This is a genomic window from Corynebacterium casei LMG S-19264 (assembly GCF_000550785.1).
GTDB classification, from domain to species: Bacteria; Actinomycetota; Actinomycetes; order Mycobacteriales; family Mycobacteriaceae; genus Corynebacterium; species Corynebacterium casei.
The window spans coordinates 2,976,453-2,993,246 of the sequence record NZ_CP004350.1; the positions used below are offsets into that span (position 1 = coordinate 2,976,453).

Annotated in this window: 17 protein-coding genes; 7 read left to right on the forward strand and 10 right to left on the reverse strand. The window is 56.3% G+C overall.

The genetic code is table 11. The annotated features are described in order from the left end of the window. Entirely contained in the window at positions 1-915 is a 915-nt protein-coding gene (locus CCASEI_RS13530; protein ID WP_025388286.1) for a PspA/IM30 family protein, read from the reverse strand. Positions 916-1,026: 111 nt separating this feature from the next. After that, a complete protein-coding gene (trxA, locus tag CCASEI_RS13535; RefSeq protein ID WP_006822162.1) occupies positions 1,027-1,395 on the reverse strand; it encodes a thioredoxin in 369 nt (122 codons plus the stop codon). A gap of 160 nt (positions 1,396-1,555) precedes the next feature. Here trxA and CCASEI_RS13540 point away from each other — a divergent pair, with 160 nt between their 5' ends. Genes CCASEI_RS13540 through CCASEI_RS13550 form a run of 3 tightly spaced genes read left to right on the forward strand, consistent with a single transcriptional unit; the run spans position 1,556 to position 5,432 of the window. Beyond that, the gene (locus CCASEI_RS13540; protein WP_025388287.1) at positions 1,556-1,756 is read left to right on the forward strand and encodes a heavy-metal-associated domain-containing protein; all 201 of its coding nucleotides are present in this window, start codon (positions 1,556-1,558) and stop codon (positions 1,754-1,756) included. A 5-nt stretch (positions 1,757-1,761) separates the two neighbouring features. After that, positions 1,762-4,044: a heavy metal translocating P-type ATPase gene (locus CCASEI_RS13545; protein ID WP_025388288.1), complete on the forward strand. Its 2,283-nt coding sequence runs from the start codon at positions 1,762-1,764 to the stop codon at positions 4,042-4,044. A gap of 50 nt (positions 4,045-4,094) precedes the next feature. Continuing rightward, positions 4,095-5,432 (forward strand): MFS transporter, encoded by a 1,338-nt coding sequence (locus tag CCASEI_RS13550; RefSeq protein ID WP_025388289.1) that lies wholly within the window; start codon positions 4,095-4,097, stop codon positions 5,430-5,432. 330 nt (positions 5,433-5,762) lie between these two features. On the opposite strand, the gene dnaB is transcribed toward CCASEI_RS13550, so the two are convergent. The 7 genes from dnaB to CCASEI_RS13585 all read right to left on the reverse strand — a co-directional run bounded on the left by dnaB (position 5,763) and on the right by CCASEI_RS13585 (position 12,434). After that, positions 5,763-7,277 carry a replicative DNA helicase gene (gene dnaB, locus CCASEI_RS13555; RefSeq protein ID WP_006822167.1) on the reverse strand — a complete coding sequence of 505 codons (1,515 nt, stop codon included), beginning with the start codon at positions 7,275-7,277 and terminating at the stop codon, positions 5,763-5,765. Positions 7,278-7,797: 520 nt separating this feature from the next. Then, entirely contained in the window at positions 7,798-8,250 is a 453-nt protein-coding gene (gene rplI / locus CCASEI_RS13560; protein ID WP_025388290.1) for a 50S ribosomal protein L9, read from the reverse strand. 60 nt (positions 8,251-8,310) lie between these two features. Next, entirely contained in the window at positions 8,311-8,904 is a 594-nt protein-coding gene (locus CCASEI_RS13565; protein WP_025388291.1) for a single-stranded DNA-binding protein, read from the reverse strand. Positions 8,905-8,958: 54 nt separating this feature from the next. Beyond that, positions 8,959-9,249, reverse strand: a complete 291-nt coding sequence (gene rpsF / locus CCASEI_RS13570) for a 30S ribosomal protein S6 (RefSeq protein WP_006822170.1) — start codon at positions 9,247-9,249, stop codon at positions 8,959-8,961. A 227-nt stretch (positions 9,250-9,476) separates the two neighbouring features. Continuing rightward, entirely contained in the window at positions 9,477-9,671 is a 195-nt protein-coding gene (locus CCASEI_RS13575) for a hypothetical protein (RefSeq protein ID WP_006822171.1), read from the reverse strand. An 82-nt stretch (positions 9,672-9,753) separates the two neighbouring features. After that, entirely contained in the window at positions 9,754-11,988 is a 2,235-nt protein-coding gene (locus CCASEI_RS13580) for a transglycosylase domain-containing protein (protein WP_025388292.1), read from the reverse strand. A 62-nt stretch (positions 11,989-12,050) separates the two neighbouring features. Beyond that, the gene (locus CCASEI_RS13585) at positions 12,051-12,434 is read right to left on the reverse strand and encodes a DUF5318 family protein (RefSeq protein ID WP_174401649.1); all 384 of its coding nucleotides are present in this window, start codon (positions 12,432-12,434) and stop codon (positions 12,051-12,053) included. 124 nt (positions 12,435-12,558) lie between these two features. On the opposite strand from CCASEI_RS13585, the gene CCASEI_RS13590 reads away from it, so the two are divergent. From CCASEI_RS13590 to CCASEI_RS13605, 4 genes are all read left to right on the forward strand, one after another. Next, on the forward strand, positions 12,559-13,653 hold the full coding sequence (locus CCASEI_RS13590) for an inositol-3-phosphate synthase (RefSeq protein WP_006822174.1): 1,095 nt from the start codon (positions 12,559-12,561) through the stop codon (positions 13,651-13,653). A 180-nt stretch (positions 13,654-13,833) separates the two neighbouring features. Then, positions 13,834-14,313 carry a MarR family winged helix-turn-helix transcriptional regulator gene (locus tag CCASEI_RS13595; RefSeq protein WP_006822175.1) on the forward strand — a complete coding sequence of 160 codons (480 nt, stop codon included), beginning with the start codon at positions 13,834-13,836 and terminating at the stop codon, positions 14,311-14,313. Positions 14,314-14,374: 61 nt separating this feature from the next. After that, positions 14,375-15,319: a universal stress protein gene (locus CCASEI_RS13600; RefSeq protein ID WP_006822176.1), complete on the forward strand. Its 945-nt coding sequence runs from the start codon at positions 14,375-14,377 to the stop codon at positions 15,317-15,319. A 13-nt stretch (positions 15,320-15,332) separates the two neighbouring features. Then, the gene (locus tag CCASEI_RS13605; protein ID WP_006822177.1) at positions 15,333-15,830 is read left to right on the forward strand and encodes a hypothetical protein; all 498 of its coding nucleotides are present in this window, start codon (positions 15,333-15,335) and stop codon (positions 15,828-15,830) included. Here CCASEI_RS13605 and trhO read toward each other — a convergent pair. Then, complete coding sequence (gene trhO, locus CCASEI_RS13610; RefSeq protein WP_025388294.1) at positions 15,827-16,765, reverse strand: oxygen-dependent tRNA uridine(34) hydroxylase TrhO; 939 nt, start codon at positions 16,763-16,765, stop codon at positions 15,827-15,829. The two genes, CCASEI_RS13605 and trhO, sit on opposite strands and share 4 nt — an antisense overlap. Positions 16,766-16,794: the final 29 nt, after the last annotated feature.

Sequence of the window (16,794 nt, forward strand, 5' to 3'; positions counted from 1 at the left end):
CTACTTGGTGTCATCGGCCGGCTTGTCATCGACAGCCTTCTTTGCCTCTTCGAGGACCTGCTCGATTTCGGCGTCGTGGACATCGCCAGAAGGCTTCTTGTCCTGCGAGTCACTGGCAACCTCTGGCTCAACAACTTCATTCTGTGGCTTTTCTTCGGACTTAGCCGCGCCGTCGCCGGCGGTGAGCTGCTTATCCTTGGCCATGGAAGCTCGGATTTCATCGAGGCGGGACTTGGCTTGCATGTCCTCGGTGGATTCCAATGCTTCCTGGATGCGGCTGCCGCCGGTGGCCTGGTACAGCTCCTGCGCACCAAGCGCGTTGGAGTAGCGCTTCTCAATCTTTGCGCGCACCGAATCCAAGGTCGGGGAGTTGCCGTCCGGAGTCAGGCTATCCATGGAGCTGAGCGTTTCCGCGTTCATCTCTTGCATGCTTGCCTGGTCTGCCTGCGCCATGAGCTGGTCAACCTCAGCCAGCTGCTCACGCAAACGAGCCTCAGACTGCTTCTGCTGTTCCTGGGCCTGCTGAGCAGCCTGGGTGGCTGCCTCGTGCTGGGTCTTGACCTGCTCAATTTCCTGATCGGTGGACACCAGCTGAGCAGCGACAACCTCGGCTGCATTGTTGTATTCCTGCGCCTTGCCGCTATCGCCCTCGGACTCTGCCTTGTCTGCCAACTCGAGTGCGCGACGCACCTGAACCTGCAGGTCATCCTGTGACTTCAACAGGCGGTTCATGCGCAGTTCTAGCTGGCGCTGATTGCCGATAATCTCGGATGCAGACTCAGTAATTTCCTGGTGGCGCTTCTTCGCGCCCTCCACAGCCTGCTTAATCTGTACCTTCGGATCGGCATTCTCGTCGATTTTTTGGTCGAAGGAAGCCATCAGATGCTTCCAGCCCTTAGAAAATGGGTTAGCCATAGCCCGCTTCACTCCTTGCAGATTCGTTTAATAATTAGAAAGACGCTTTCTAGCGAGTGTAGCGATACTCACAAGAAAGCGTCGAGTGCACAGGGCAATCAAAGGTTCTAGTTAGCCCTCATTGTTCTGCTGAGCAACCTGCTCACGCACAGCATCCATGTCCAGGTCACGAACCTGCTTAATCAGGTCTTCGAAAGCTGCAGGAGGCAGTGCGCCAGCCTGGTTAAACACCTGGATGCCATCGCGGAACACCATCAGGGTAGGAATTGCCTGAATCTGCAAAGCGCCAGCTAGTTCCTGGTTGTTTTCAGTATCAAGCTTGGCAAAGGTGATGTCCTCGTGCTCATCAGAAGCCTTGTCAAAGACTGGTGCGAAGCGCTTGCAAGGACCACACCACTCAGCCCATGCGTCAACAATGGTGATGCCGTCACCAATGGTGGTTTCTTCAAAGTTTTCCTTGGTGACTTCTACGGTCGCCATAATTTTCTCCTCAGGGTTTAAAAATTTCGTGCTTCCTATATTGGTTCAACGGTACCGAAAGACGAAGTACTCCCGCGCCGCACCCCTTGCACGATACCCTAGGGGGGTATAAGGTGAGGGGTGGAACGGAAATCTACAGCACTTAAAAGGAGACAACATCATGGCAACCAAGAACTACACCGTTGAAGGCATGACCTGCGGCCACTGCGAAATGTCAGTGAAGGAAGAAATCGGCGAGATCACGGGCGTGACTAGCGTTTCGGCCGACCACACCACCGGCCAGGTCAGCGTTGAGGGTACAGATTTTAATGATGAGCAGGTCTCCGCAGCCGTTGCGGAGGCAGGTTACAAGCTGGTGTAGCAAATATGTCCACCACACACATTGACCTTGGCGTTACGGGCATGACCTGTACGTCGTGTTCTTCGCGCGTGGAGCGCAAGCTCAACAAGGTCGAGGGCGTGACCGCCACGGTCAACTACGCCACTGAGTCGGCCTCGGTTGAATATGATTCCACGTTGACCGGACCGGTTGATCTAATCAAGGTCATTCAGGGCGCAGGCTACGACGCCTACGATGCCAACCCGCCGGCTGCCGATACAGATCCTAACGCGCCTGCCGGTTCCTCTGCGCAGACCCCTGCAGACATCGCCCGGGAAGAAGAAGCCGCGAATCTTAAACGCTTGACCATTATGTCAAGCGTATTGTCACTGCCGATTATGGCGATGTCCATGATTCCTGCGCTGCAGTTTGATTACTGGCAGTGGGTCAGTGCCATTTTGGCGACCATCGTCTTTATTAACGGTGGCGCGCCTTTCCACAAGGCAACCTGGACCAATATCAACCACGGTTCATTCACCATGGACACGCTGATCACCATGGGCACCTCGGCGGCGTATTTCTGGTCGTTGTACGTCATGATTTTCGGCCACGCGGGCATGCCCGGCATGCGCATGCATATGGAGTTGGTCTCCAACAACGCTGAGATGGACCATATTTACCTCGAGTCCGTCGGCATGGTCATCACCTTCTTGTTGCTGGGCCGCTATTTTGAAGTCAAGGCTAAAGGTCAGTCTTCGGAGGCGTTGCGCACTTTGCTCAACATGGGCGCGAAAGACGCATCATTGCTCGTCAATGGCAAAGAGACCCGCATCCCCATTTCCGAGCTTGCTATCGGGGATGTGTTCGTGGTTCGCCCTGGTGAAAAGATTGCTACTGACGGCGAGGTCATCGAAGGCTTCTCCGCCATTGATGAGTCCATGCTCACCGGCGAATCTGTTCCCGTGGAGGTCCAGGAGGGCTCGCGGGTAACCGGTGCTTCTATCAATACTTCCGGCAAGCTGGTGGTGCGTGCTACCCGTGTTGGTTCGGATACAACGCTTGCGCAGATGGCGAAGTTGGTGACAGAAGCCCAGGCATCAAAAGCTCCCGTGCAACGCCTGGTCGACCGTATCGCGCAGGTTTTTGTCCCTGCCGTCATCGTCATCGCGCTTGCAACGCTGGTTGCACACTTGATGTTGTCCCAAGGTGTCGCCCCGGCCTTTGTCGCGGCTGTCGCCGTGCTGATCATCGCCTGCCCGTGCGCGATGGGGCTTGCCACACCAACCGCAATTTTGGTTGGCACCGGCCGCGGCGCACAGCTGGGCCTGCTGATTAAGGGTCCGGAAATCTTGGAGTCCACCAAGAAGGTCGACACCATTGTTCTGGATAAGACCGGCACTGTAACCACCGGTGTGATGAGCGTGTCCGAGGTCGTTACTGCCGAGAGCCTCGACGAATCCACCGTGATCTCCTATGCCGCCGCCGTCGAGGCAGGCTCGGAGCACCCGATTGCCAAAGCCATCGTGAACCACGCCGGCGAGCATCCCGCCGCTACAGCTTTCCAGTCCCAAGCCGGAATTGGCGTCACCGGCACCGTGGACGGACACCGCGTCGCCGTCGGCCGTCGTCGCGCTGGCCGCATGGACGTAAGCCGCAAGGCAGTTAGCAGCGCAGGCGATGCTAACTTGGGCACTTTGACGGATGCCTTCACGAGCGCTGAAGAATCTGGTGGCACCCCGATTGTGGTGCGCATTGATGATGACATCGCGGGTGTAATTACCGTACGCGATACCATCAAGGACACCTCCGCCGCCGCGATTGCGCAGTTGCAAGAGCTGGGATTAACTCCTTATCTGCTCACCGGCGACAATGAGGGCGCCGCGCGTGCTGTGGCACGTGAGGTTGGTATCGACCCAGCGAATGTCTTTGCTGGTGTGATGCCCGATGAGAAGGTCTCCAAGGTCATCGAACTACAAGAAGCGGGCAAGACTGTTGCGATGGTCGGCGACGGCGTCAATGACGCTGCCGCTCTTGCCCAAGCAGACTTGGGCCTCGCGATGGGCGCTGGCACCGATGTTGCCATTGAAGCTTCCGATATCACCCTGATGAACTCGGATCTGCGCTCCGCAGCTTCCGCTATTCGCCTGTCGCGCAAGACGTTTAGCACCATCAAAGGGAATTTATTCTGGGCATTTGCCTACAACGTGATTTTAATTCCCGTTGCTGCAGCCGGCTTCCTCAATCCCCTATTTGCGGGCCTGGCCATGGCTTTTAGTTCCGTATTCGTTGTGGGTAACTCGCTGCGACTGCGAGCGTTTCAGGCAGAATAGGTTTTAGCCCATTAGGCCGAAACCTAGGGCTTTGTTTATCATCATCGTCCATGACCCGGACAACAACATCACAACTATCGCGCAATGAGCGCCTAGACCGGCTGCCGGTAACGCCCAAGCACAAAAAGCTGCTGTGGGGTTCCGGTATCGGCTGGGCACTTGATGCGATGGACGTCGGACTCATCTCCTTCATCATGGCGGCACTCGCCGTGCACTGGAACCTTGAGTCCACGCAGACCTCCTGGATTGCCACCGCCGGATTCGTCGGTATGGCACTCGGCGCGACTTTGGGCGGGCTTTTGGCCGATAAGTTTGGCCGCCGCCACATCTTCACGCTGACCTTGCTGGTCTACGGCATTGCCACGGGTGCTTCTGCCCTTGCCACCGGTCTTGGCGTGCTCATCGCGTTGCGCTTCATTGTCGGCCTTGGGCTGGGTGCAGAACTGCCGGTTGCATCCACCCTGATCTCCGAGTTCGCCCCACGCAATGTGCGCGGCCGCATGGTTGTGCTGCTCGAAGCTTTTTGGGCTGCGGGCTGGATTGCTGCCGCGGTCATCGGAACGTTCGTAGTCGGGGCATCGGATAGCGGATGGCGCTGGGCGCTGGCCATCGGCATGGTTCCTGCTCTCTACGCGCTCTATGTGCGTATGGCGTTGCCCGAATCCCTACGCTACTTGGAAGCCAAAGACCGCCACGACGAAGCCGAAGAGGTCGTCAGCACCTTTGAGGCTTCTGCCATCGCCGATGGCGCAGTACTTAATGATGCCCCCGCGCCGGCTGAAGTCGACGCCGATCCCACCGATACCTCCATTTGGTCCCCCACCCTTCGCGCGCGCACCGCTGCGCTGTGGGTCATCTGGTTCTGCATCAACCTGTCCTACTACGGCGCCTTCATCTGGATTCCATCGCTGCTGGTGACTGATGGCTTTACCCTCGTGCGCTCATTTACCTTCACGCTGATTATTACCCTCGCGCAGCTTCCGGGTTATGCCGCGGCTGCTTGGCTCATTGAAGTCTGGGGCCGGCGCATCACCCTGGCCGCCTTCCTTGTTGGCTCTGCCTTCTCCGCCGGCGCTTTCGGCATGGCGGACACAGAAGTTACCATCATCGTGGCCGGTTGCTTCTTGTCCTTCTTCAACCTCGGCGCATGGGGCGCGCTGTACGCGATTGGCCCGGAGCTCTACCCCACCCATATTCGCGGGCGCGGTACCGGCGCTGCGGCGGGATTCGGGCGCATTGCCTCCATCATCTCCCCGCTGATTGTTCCGCCTATCCTCGCCGCTGCGGGCGCACCATGGCTATTCGTGCTCTTTGCTGCCGCTTTCGCGATTGCCGCCATTGCTGCGTTTACGCTGCCCGAAAACAAAGGCAAAGCACTCGCTGACTAGCTGCGGAAAGCCCGCGCGCTGCGCTGTCTGCCGCTCAATTTGTGCGATATCGCGCGGCAGGTTAGCCAAAATTGTCGTGCTGTTGGTGCGGTCAATTGAAATACTCATCGTCCCTCCTCACAGGTCTACTTATTGTCTTGTGAGATTCAGCATGACACCTTTGACCTGCGATTTCACCGATGGCTAGGCACAACTAACTGTGTGCGGCCTAAGATTGGCAAGCCTCACAACACCACCGAGCACCTCGTCTACCAGCACAAATAAATCAGCCCGCCGCGTGAGCCTTCTTTGAGGAAGGAATTCACGCGGCGGGCTGTGACATATTCCACTCTATCCGTGCGCCATGTTGACGAACTTCGAGTAGTGCAGCTGGTGTGCAACCTGCACAGTATCAATCGGACCACCACGGTGCTTAGCCAAGATAATGTCGGCCTCACCGGCACGCTCATTATCGCGGTCTTGCGAGTCAGGACGGTACAGCAGCATAACCATATCGGCGTCCTGCTCCAGCGAGCCCGACTCACGAAGGTCAGCCAACTGCGGCTTTTTATCCGTACGCGCTTCCGGACCACGGTTCAGCTGTGAAATAGCAATGACCGGAACCTCAAGCTCCTTCGCCAACAGCTTCAGCTGACGCGAGAATTCCGAAACCTCCTGCTGGCGTGATTCCACTTTCTTACCCGAGCTCATCAGCTGCAGGTAGTCCAGCACCACCAAGTCCAAGCCACTTTGCTGCTTCAAACGACGCGCCTTGGTCCGAATCTCCATCATGGTCAGGTTTGGTGAGTCATCAATGTACAACGGCGCATCCTGAATCCGGTTGAGAGTATCCGTCAACCGCTCCCAGTCCTCACCGGAGACCTTGCCGGAGCGCATATCTGACAACTTCACCTCAGACTCCGCCGAGAGCAAACGCATCACAATCTCCGAAGCACTCATTTCCAATGAGAACACCGCCGAAGGCTTGTTGTGGTGCAATGAGCATGAGCGCATGAAGTCCAGCGCCAGCGTCGACTTACCCACACCAGGACGTGCCGCAATAATAATCATCTGGCCCGCGTGCAAACCGTTTGTCAGATTGTCTAGATCGATGAATCCAGTTGGGACACCGGATTCTAGACCGCCGTTGGTTTGCAGGGAGGTCAGCTCATCAATAGTCGGCATAATCAGGTCACCAATGACCTTGTAGTCCTCGGTGGTCTTCTTCTGTGCAACCTTGAAGACTTCCTGCTGGGCCAAGTCCAGCACCGTTTCAATCTCGGCGTCCTCATCGCCGTTAAAGCCCAGCTGGACCACGCGTGTGCCGGCGTCCACCAGCTTGCGCAGCAGCGCCTTCTCCGCCACGATTTCCGCGTAGTAGCGCGCATTTGCCGCCGTTGGCACCGTCGCCAACAATGTGTGCAGATATACTGCGCCACCGATGCGCTCCAAGTTCTGCTGACGGTCCAGACGACTAGAGACAATCACCGGATCAATATCGGTGCCATCGGAGTACAAATCCAGCATGGCACTGTAGATCAGCTGGTGCGCCGGATAGTAGAAATCTTCCGGATCCACTTCATCGATAACCTCAATGACAGAGGACGGCGAGAGCAACATCGCGCCCAGCACGCCTTGCTCGGCGTCTTTATCGGACGGCGGTTGCCGGAACTCGCCATAGCGCTGCGGATTTTCTAGCTCATCACGCTTGCCATATTTGCGTCGGCCGCCGCCGTAGTTGTTGCGCTGGTAATTGCCTCCCGGGGCATCGAAAGACTCCGGCGGCTCAGGCCCAAACTCTGGTGCTGGCTCTTCCGGTGGCAGGTAGCTATCGTCATCGAAGCTTGCTCCCATACTCGATGTCATCGAAATACCCCTTTTCTTAAATTCAAACGCCCTTTAAGGCTAATACATCCAACCGACTTGCCCTAGACGCTCACAATCAGCCCCGCCCCCTGGGGACAATTGCACACAGTTATCCACAGGCACCTGTGTAATTGCCAGGTAAACAGCACATTGCGGCCTAATAGGGCTGGGAATAGCTTCAGATCACTTCTTAGACCCACCTACCAGCGAAATACATTTGCGCAGGTCAGGTTAAGTTTCAGGCGTCTAATTATGCATCACAAAGCATGCGAAAACCGTGCTACCAGTAGGTTTTCCAAAGCGGCGAAATGCGTGAATCTGATATGAACGGGGGTAAAACACTCCACAACTCGGTCGAGTTATCCCCAGAAATCCGAAGTTATCCACAACCAAAAACGCGCGCAGGCCTTGATGGAACTCCCACCTCACATAGGAGTGACCACCAAGACCTGCGCGCAATGCTGTTGTCGTTGGGTCTATAAAATTCTAGAAATTATGACCGTCGAACGCGCCAATTAAATTAGGCAGCGACGACCGAGAAATTAATCTTGCCGAGAACGTCAGCGTGCAGCTTGACCTCGACCTGGTAGTTGCCAGTCTTCTTGACTAGGCCCTTTGGCAATTCGATGATTCGCTTGTCCAAGCTAGGGCCGCCAGCCTTCTTGACTGCGGCAACAATGTCTTCAGCGGTAACAGAACCGAAGAGCTTGCCCTTGTCGGAGGTCTTAACCTCGACAACGACCTTCTCCAGCTGCTCGAGATGAGTGCGGACCTCACGTGCATGGTCCAGATCGCGGATTGCGCGAGCTTCCTGTGCACGCTTGATGCCTTCAATCTGCTTCTCAGCGCCGCGGGTAGCAACAATTGCCAAACCGCGTGGAAGCAGGTAGTTACGTCCGTAACCGTTCTTAACCTCAACGACTTCGCCTGGAGCGCCGAGGTTATCAACGGCAGCGGTGAGGATCAGCTTCATGATCCCTGCCTTTCACTTATATGTTTTAAGTTGAATGTTGATTAATCGCTGACAGTAAATTTAGAACGGGGGCTCGTCATCTCCGCCGAATCCACCAGCTGGTGGAGCGGAGTTCCAAGGGTCATTAGCTGGCTGAGACTGACCACCGGGTGATTGGTTTCCACCAAATCCACCCTGGTTGCTGCTCTGGCTTCCGCCGCCTTGGTTTCCACCAAAGCCGCCTTGGTTGCCGCCGGCTTGTCCGCCACCCTGGTTTCCACCAAAGTTGCCGCCTTGTCCACCCTCACGTGGATTACGAGCAACTTGTGCAGAAGCGTAGCGTAGCGATGGCCCTACCTCATCAACGTCGATTTCAAAGACGGTACGATTCTCACCCTCGCGGGTTTGGAAAGAACGCGACTTCAAACGACCAGTGACGATAATGCGCATGCCCTTTGTGAGGGACTCTGCGACATTCTCGGCTGCCTGGCGCCAGACGTTGCACGTCAAAAACATAGCCTCGCCGTCTTCCCACTGATTAGTTTGGGAATTGAAGCGACGCGGGGTGGACGCTACGCGAAAGTTCGCGACTGGTGCACCCGACGGGGTAAAACGCAGTTCTGGGTCAGCAACAATGTTGCCAACGACCGTGATATTGGTATCGCCCTGTGCCATGGTATTTGCCTACTCCTTGAGAATCGGATGAATGAGTTTAAGCCCCAGTATCCGTTATTTGCTGTCGGTGCGCAGAACCTTGGTACGCAGAACAGTGTCGTTCAGGCTCAGGCGACGGTCGAACTCCAGTACGGTCGCAGACTCGCACTCAAGATTTACGACAGCGTAAACGCCCTCTTCCTTCTTGTTGATTGGGTACAGCAAGCGACGCTTGCCCCACACATCAACGTTCTCAACCTTGCCGCCCTCAGAGCGGACGGTTTCGAGGAACTTGTCTAGGGACGGGGTTACAGTGCGTTCATCTTGGCTCGGATCCAAAATGATCATGACTTCGTAGTGACGCACGGACCTCATCACCTCCTATGGTCTAGTAGTTTCGGCCACATCACCTTTGCGGACGTGGCAGGAGGGTACGTTGCGTCAAGCAACCACCCCAGCGTACCGTATGGGCGTCCGGATCAGAAATCCCCTACACCAGCACAATTGCGCCACCAAATCACATCCATGTAAGTCTGACATGGATGTAAGTCTGACGTGCACGCAAGCCTGTCAGGCACGTAACTCTGTGGTTTCTAGTACCCGTGAGACGTCGCGGCATAAAACACCGCGCAGATTACCGGAATGATGGTTAAGCACAGCAGCGCCAAAAGCCCCAGCGCCAGCGGCACCCGGCGATCTTTGCCGCGCTGGAAGGTGTAGTAAGCGCTAAGTACGCAGATGAACCCGATTCCGATTGACACAATTCCGACCACGGTGACAACACTCATGGCCTCCATTATTGCCCACCAACGCAAAAATGCCCCTTTCAGAGAAAGGAGGCATTTTCGTCTTAGTAGAAAAGAGGGCGCTTTAGCCAAACATGTCCTGCAAGTCGCCGATGACATCATCAACGCTTGGGACCTGCGGTGCGGCAGGTTCTTCGCCACCGCCGGTATCACCGCCGCCGTCGCCGCCGCCAGCGTCAGATTCGCCAGTGCCGGTCTCGCCGCCACCTTCGCTGTCACCGTTGCCGTTGCCATCGCCGTCTTCTGCGTCGTCGCCTTCGCCTTCAGAGCCGGAATCTTCGTCTGTTGATGCCGTTCCGCCCGTGCTTGGCGTGGAGTTCCAGGTCGGATCCCACGCGGTTGCGTTAGACAGGTCGTTGGAGCCGTAGCGCACTGGGGTGGCTTGCGGGAAGGACTCCCACTCGGCATCGGCAAGCGATGTGTCCAGGATCTGCTTCCAGATCTGCGTCGGTGCGCCGGCACCGTACATCACGCCGCCCCACGCGTTGTTGATTGCTGAAGCATTATCCGCGGTACCAACCCACACGGCTGATGCCAGCTGCGGGGTGGAACCAATCATCCAGGTGTCCTTGTTCAAGCCGGTGTCACCCAACTGGTGGGTACCGGTCTTGGACGCGGATTCACGCCCGCCAGCCAGTGCACCATTCGACCACGCCGCAATCGGCTTCATCGCCTGAATCACGTTGTCCGCAACCTGCTCAGACACGCGGCGCTCACCTACGCTGGTGGGGTGCTCATAGAGAACCTCACCAGAGTTGGTTTCCACGCGCTGCACGAAGTAAGGGTCGTGCCACACACCACGGTTGGTCAAGGTTGCCATCGCCACAGCCATATCCAGCGGGCGGGTCTGGTATTGGCCCAGCACGATGCCCTCATATGGCTGCGCGCCGTTTTCGGTCAGGGTGCGCTCCACGCCAGGCAGGGATTCGGCAACACCCAAGGAGTACGCCATGTCCGCGGTGTCCTGAGTGGTGTTTTCCAAATCGGCCTGCAGGCGCATAAAGGAAGTGTTGTAGGAGTTCTTCAATGCCTCTTCAATAGAACACACGCCACAGGAGTTGTTGTTGACGTTGCCAACGGTGACATCGCCAACTTGGTATGGGCCGGAAGAGTAGTTTTGGCTCAGCGGAATACCCTGTTGCAAGGCCGCTGCCAGCGCCATGATCTTAAAGGTGGAGCCGGTCTCAGTTGGGCCATTGGCATAGTCCCAGCCCTCGGCTTCATCGCCGCCGAAGTAGCCCCGCACAGCGCCTGTCGATGGATCGATGGTCACCGCCGCCGCCCGGGCATCTTCTTGCAGTGGGGCAAGGTTGGAATCAACAGCATCAACGCTGGCATTTTGCACCGTCGGGTCAATCGTGGTGGTAATCCGAAGACCACGGGTGTTGACCTGGTCCTCAGTGATGCCAACTTCTTCGAGCTCCGCAATGACCTGGTTCTTAATATGTGCATTTGCGCCGGTGGCCTGGGTGTACGCAGAAACGCTCGATGGTTCCTCAGTGTGTGGGAACTGCATGCCAGCGCGCTGCTCAGCAGGCAAAGCCTCAATTTCCACCATGCCGTCGAGCACGTAATTCCAGCGTTCCTCGGACTGCTGCGCGTTGACTGCTGGGTCCCAGTTGCTTGGGGCCTGAATAATGCCGGCGAGCATCGCACCCTCTTCGACGGTGAGGTCTTCGACATTCTTATCGAAGTAGGCCACCGACGCCGCCTGAATGCCATAAGCATTACGCCCGAAGTAGACCGTATTTAAGTAGGCATTGAGAATGTCTTCCTTCGGCCACTCATTGGTCATCTTTATGGAATAGACCAGCTCGCGAGCCTTACGGATATAAGACACCTCGTTGCCCACCAACGTGTTTTTCACATACTGCTGGGTAACGGTTGAGCCGCCACCGGCAGAATCATTGCCAGTGAGCTGGCCGATGACAGCGCGGGCAAAGCCGGTGAAAGAAAAGCCCGAGTTGGTCCAGAACTCACGGTCCTCGGCAGCAAGCACTGCGTTTTCAACGTGGTCCGGAATCGCCTCCAAGCTGACCTGGGTGCGGTTGCCTTCCGGCGGCACAATGCGCGCAATCTGCGTGGAATTATCGGAAGCATAGATCGAAGAAATCTGGTTATTAGCCAGCTCTTCCGGCTCCGGCACCTCATACTGAGAGTACGCATACGCGAACATTCCGCCCGGAATGGCGATGCACACGGCCACTACGATCAGCACAATCCACGGCCAGCGGCGTGTGGCTTTCTTTCGCCTCCGCCTACCGCCTGTGGACGGGGTCGCTTGATTTTTATCGCTCACCTAAACGCGCCTTACTTCTATGTCTTAATCTTCGGGTCTAACTCTACTGCGATACATGCACGTTAACACTTTCCGTAGGCAACTTCGGACGTTAAAAGATGGTTCCACCGGCAAGCAAGGCAGACCTCAACGGTGTGGACAGTAAACTCTAGGCCTTCCGCAACGAACTCTGCGATTTCTTTCTCGCTGCGTGCACTACCTACGCGACGGCCCAAAACCTCGCCATAAACCCACTTGGTGTTGCGCAACTTCGCACCACACAAAGGGCATTCGCGTGCCGATGCAACCCCGTGGTGGGTTGCGGCCGCGCGCAATAAAAAGTCCGCATCGCACACATCGGCCTCACTCAGCCGGCCCGCGCGCACCTCACGCAAGGCTGCCGCTCGTTCCCACTCGTGTGAAACTTTGTGTTTATACGCCACCGAAGGTGTTAAACCACTCACCATAACCACCTTAATATCGTCTTCTTTATCGATCCACCTCGCGGCAAAGTAGCACTTGAGAGCGCCAGATCCCTAGGGTTGGGAGTTCAAGGCTTAACCAAAAATCTTTTTCAAGGAGCAGTGCCTAATGGCCTCTAAAGTAAAGGTTGCCATCGTTGGTGTTGGCAACTGTGCAACTTCTCTCATCCAAGGCGTGGAGTATTACCGCAACGCATCAGTCGAGGAGAAAATTCCCGGCCTCATGCACGCCAAGTTCGGTGACTACCATGTTGGCGATATTGAGTTTGTTGCTGCCTTCGACGTGGATGCGGCCAAGGTAGGCCAGGATCTTTCTGATGCCACCCGCGCTTCCCGCAACTGCACAATCACCATCACTGAGCTCGACCACATTGGTGTCACGGTGCAGCGCGGCGTGACCTTGGATGGTTTGGGCAGTCACTACTTGGAGTCTATTGAAGAATCTGACACTGAGCCTGTCGATGTCGTTCAGACACTCAAGGACTCCGGTGCTGACGTTGTTGTCTCCTACTTGCCAGTGGGTTCGGAAGAAGCCGATAAATACTACGCGCAGGCAGCTATCGATGCCGGCTGTGCTTTCGTCAACGCCCTGCCTGTCTTTATTGCCTCCGACCCCGAGTGGGCGAAGAAGTTCACGGATGCGGGCATTCCTATTGTCGGTGATGACATTAAGTCCCAGGTTGGTGCCACCATTACTCACCGCGTGATGGCGAAGCTTTTTGAAGACCGTGGCGTGCGCTTGGAGCGCACCATGCAGCTCAACGTCGGCGGCAACATGGACTTCAAGAACATGCTTGATCGAAACCGTCTGGAATCCAAGAAGATTTCCAAGACCCAGGCTGTTACCTCTAACCTGCAGGACTCCCCGCTCGCGGGCAAGAAGGCCGACCGCAACGTGCACATCGGCCCGTCTGATTATGTTGAGTGGCTCGATGACCGCAAGTGGGCTTATGTCCGCTTGGAAGGCTCCGCCTTCGGCGAGGTTCCACTGAACCTGGAGTACAAGCTAGAGGTATGGGACTCCCCGAACTCCGCGGGCATCATCATTGATGCTGTGCGCGCGGCCAAGATTGCTCTCGACCGCGGCATCGGCGGCCCAATCCTGCCGGCGTCTGCCTACTTGATGAAGTCCCCACCGCAGCAGATGCCCGATGATGAAGCACGCGCTGCCCTCGAAGCTTTCATCGTCGGTGACGACGCTTAAAGGCCAACGCTTTAAGAGCACGCAGGTTACCCCCTAAACCCACGTATTTCGGGCATGTTCCCACGAGGCGAATGCCCGAAATGCGTGGGTTAGATTTTGCTTAAAATATTTTATGGTTCAAAACCAAACTTTTCGCTTCATTAACTACCAAATTGCAAAAGCTACCGTTATTCTAGTTTTATGACCGAACCTAATAACTCCCCGTCCACGCTGGAAGACGCACTCGACGTCGCTGCACAGATTCAGCCAGCGCTTAATAAATTAGTTGTTATTTTCCAGCGCACCACCGAGGGTGGCTCGTTGACCACCTCGCAAGTGTCCATTATGAATCAGCTCAAGGCGCGCGGCGCAGCCCGTGTTAGCCAGGTTGCTGCCGCTGAGCTTATTCGCATGCCCACCGCATCCAATGCGCTGTACCAGCTGGAGCAGCGTGGCTTTATTGAACGCACCCGCGATGAAAAGGATCGCCGCGGCGTCATGGTGCAGCTGACCAAGAAGGGCCTTGCCGAGCTCGATGAGGTTAGCCAGGAACGCGCCCAGGCACTCGCAGAGATTTTGCGCTGGTTGGATGCTGATGGCCTCCAGACTGCGTGCGAGGTTTCCGACCTAATCAATAAGCTCGCGGAAATTTACCGCCCGACCCAGGATTCACAGAAATAGCGTTGTCCTTACTAGGATAAAGGTGCACAAAAACTTCCTCTTATCCTGACGTTGTTTCTTTATGCCACAAAAATCAGAAAACCGCGCTTTTCGCATCCTCATTTCCTGGACGCCTGCCTCCGGAGGGACTGAGCCGATCCAGTATGCGGCTTGGCTAGCGCGCACCACGGACATCGAAGTGCGCGTGCTCTCCGCGTTCGTGCAGCCCTGGCATGAAGTGTCGCTGCAAAAGCTCGGCGGCAAATATAACGAGTGGTTTGAACAAGAGGCCAAGGCCTGCAAGCAGGCGGTAAAAAACACGCTGCAGGCTGCAGGCATTCCCCGCGAGTACTGGAATAAGAATTATTCCGTGCTCATGGATGGCCCATCTAAGCCGCACCTGCTCACCCAGGCAGCCGAGGATTTCGACGCCGATTTGGTATTGCTCGGCTCCAACCAGGGCGCGGCCAAAGGCCGCTTTCTGGCTGGCTCGACCGCCGATAGCTTGCTGCACTACTCACCCACGCCGGTGGGGCTAAGCCCGCGCGCAGCGAAGCTGTCTAAGCACGGTGTCACGCGTCTTAATTTTGCGCTGACAGAAGAACAAGGCATTGATGATGTGCCAGCGCTTTTCGATGCCGCCTCCCTTGCATCCCGGTGGAATGTTCCCTTGCGCATCGTGGTCTTTTCTTCCAACGGCCTGGTCACAGCACCTATGAATGACAATCTCGATGTTGCCCTCGAGCTGACCTCGCAGTGGCGCGAGCATTCTTTGGGTCTGCTTGATGTCGCGCGTGAGCAGGTTGTAGCGCAGTTCCCCGAGCTTGAGATCACCTCTGAGATTGGCTCCGGTCAAGGTTGGCGCGCTGCCGTGGATTCCATGAAGTGGAAGAAGGGCGATCTCATATGCTTGGGTTCGGCCCCGATGGGCCCGATTGAGCGGGTTTTTATCGGCTCACGTGCTACCGAGTTGCTGCCGCATCTCTCGGTTCCGATCATCGTGTGGCCTTCGCGCAAAGCGAGCTAGTAGGGTCAAAGATATGAGCGCACGTCGGTTTGATTTCACTGGTCCAGATCACCCTGAAAACGATCTGTCCACGGATGCAGATTTCACCAATGTTCCGCGTCCCGAAGCGCACTCTTTCGATGAACTCGCCGATGAACCAGACCCGGCAGAAATCGCTCGGCTCAACCAGGAATCCACGCGTCAGGCTATTCGGTTTACTATCACGATTGTCCTGATTTCTTTCGCCATCGCGCTCGGCTCGGTGCTGATTTTCCGGCTGATTGGCGGCCCGGAGTGCACCGCCGGCGAAGCGGTGTGGTTCTGTTCCACCACCCAGCGCGTTATCTGGATCATCGCCACCTCGATCACGCCGATAGTGGGCATGCTCGGCGCAGGAATAATCCTCGTGCGAAAACTCCGCAGCTACCTTCGCTGGCGCCCATGGATGGGCGCGTTTTGGGTCATGGTTCCGCACTGCATGTTCTGGATGCTACAAACCCTGCTCGAGCTCTCCAACGTGCTCAGCGCCTAAGCCTGCTCGGCGGCTGCAAGCTCAGCTGCGACCTGCTGGCAATCCTCGCGCCCGCAGTTGGCGGTGCTGGTGTGTGCGGCGCAGTCATCACAGAGCAACACTTGCTGGCGGCAGGTGTCTTCATTGACGCAGTTAACAAACGTATTAGTGCCGGTTCCGCACTGCACGCAGTGACCTAGCTGGATAAATCCCGGGTCATTGACGCCGGCGCCGAATTCGTGGTGCATGCGCTTGTCAAAGACGTACATGGAGCCTTCCCACAGGCCGTCATTGCCAAATTTCTCGCCGTAGCGCACAATGCCGCCGTCGATTTGGTAGACGTCTTTGAAGCCACGGTTTTTCATCAGCACGGATAGAATCTCGCAGCGGATGCCGCCGGTGCAGTAAGACACGATCGGGCGGTCTTTCATCCAGTCGTACTCGCCGGATTCAATTTCTTTGATGAAGTCGTGCGTAGTTTTCACATCGGGCACCACGGCATTTTTAAACTTGCCGATTTCGGCTTCCATCGCATTACGCCCATCAAAGAACACGACGTCATCGCCATGCTTTTCCACGAGCTCGTTGACTTCCTCCGGCTTGAGGTGCACGCCGCCACCGATGACACCATTGTCATCGACCTTGAGCTCACCCGGTGCGCCGAAGGCGACGATTTCGTCGCGGATTTTGACCGACAGACGCGGGAAGTCTTCCGCATCCCCGTCGGACCATTTGAAGGACATCTTTCTAAAACCAGGGTATTCCTTGGTTTTGCGCACGTATTTCTTGCACGCCTCCATGTCACCGCCGACGGTGCCGTTAATACCGTGTTCGGAGATCAGGATTCGCCCCTTCAAGCCCAGGGATTCGCAGAGGTCGCGTTGCCACAACATGATGGCTTCTGGGTCTTTGAGAGGGGTAAAGCTGTAGTAGAGAAGAATTTTGCCGATGCTCACGCGCATTAGTCTAAACCTGCGTCCACGCT